We start from the raw sequence: 1,376 nt of genomic DNA on the forward strand, positions 1-1,376 counted from the left end.
GGATGAGACTATATTGTATCAGCTAGTTGGTAAGGTAATGGCTTACCAAGGCTATGACGCATAACTGGTCTGAGAGGATGATCAGTCACACTGGAACTGAGACACGGTCCAGACTCCTACGGGAGGCAGCAGTAGGGAATATTGCTCAATGGGGGAAACCCTGAAGCAGCAACGCCGCGTGGAGGATGACACTTTTCGGAGCGTAAACTCCTTTTGTTAGGGAAGAACACTGACGGTACCTAACGAATAAGCACCGGCTAACTCCGTGCCAGCAGCCGCGGTAATACGGAGGGTGCAAGCGTTACTCGGAATCACTGGGCGTAAAGGACGCGTAGGCGGATTATCAAGTCTCTTGTGAAATCTAACGGCTTAACCGTTAAACTGCTTGGGAAACTGGTAATCTAGAGTAAGGGAGAGGTAGATGGAATTCTTGGTGTAGGGGTAAAATCCGTAGAGATCAAGAAGAATACCCATTGCGAAGGCGATCTACTGGAACTTAACTGACGCTAATGCGTGAAAGCGTGGGGAGCAAACAGGATTAGATACCCTGGTAGTCCACGCCCTAAACGATGTATACTGGTTGTTGCTATGCTAGTCATGGCAGTAATCCACCTAACGGATTAAGTATACCGCCTGGGGAGTACGGTCGCAAGATTAAAACTCAAAGGAATAGACGGGGACCCGCACAAGCGGTGGAGCATGTGGTTTAATTCGAAGATACGCGAAGAACCTTACCTAGGCTTGATATCCAACAAATCTCTTAGAGATAAGAGAGTGCTAGCTTGCTAGAATGTTGAGACAGGTGCTGCACGGCTGTCGTCAGCTCGTGTCGTGAGATGTTGGGTTAAGTCCCGCAACGAGCGCAACCCACGTATTTAGTTGCTAACGGTTCGGCCGAGCACTCTAAATAGACTGCCTTCGTAAGGAGGAGGAAGGTGTGGACGACGTCAAGTCATCATGGCCCTTATGCCTAGGGCGACACACGTGCTACAATGGCATATACAATGAGACGCAATATCGCGAGATGGAGCAAATCTATAAAATATGTCCCAGTTCGGATTGTTCTCTGCAACTCGAGAGCATGAAGCCGGAATCGCTAGTAATCGTAGATCAGCCATGCTACGGTGAATACGTTCCCGGGTCTTGTACTCACCGCCCGTCACACCATGGGAGTTGATTTCACTCGAAGCCGGAATGCTAAACTAGCTACCGTCCACAGTGGAATCAGCGACTGGGGTGAAGTCGTAACAAGGTAACCGTAGGAGAACCTGCGGTTGGATCACCTCCTTTCTAGAGTACAAATGAATATTCTCTCACAAGATATTCATCATAAACTCAATCGTCCTTGTTTAGGTTTGAGGGATTGATTTAGAAGT

The 1,376-nt window shown here is 48.4% G+C and carries 1 rRNA gene; it reads left to right on the plus strand.

Annotated features, from left to right (window positions below):
- Positions 1-1,290, plus strand: a 16S ribosomal RNA gene (locus OFO07_RS07825); the annotation flags it as partial.
- Positions 1,291-1,376 lie beyond the last annotated feature (86 nt).

It is taken from the genome of Campylobacter sp. JMF_06 NA1 (assembly GCF_027737785.1).
Lineage (GTDB): Bacteria > Campylobacterota > Campylobacteria > Campylobacterales > Campylobacteraceae > Campylobacter_B.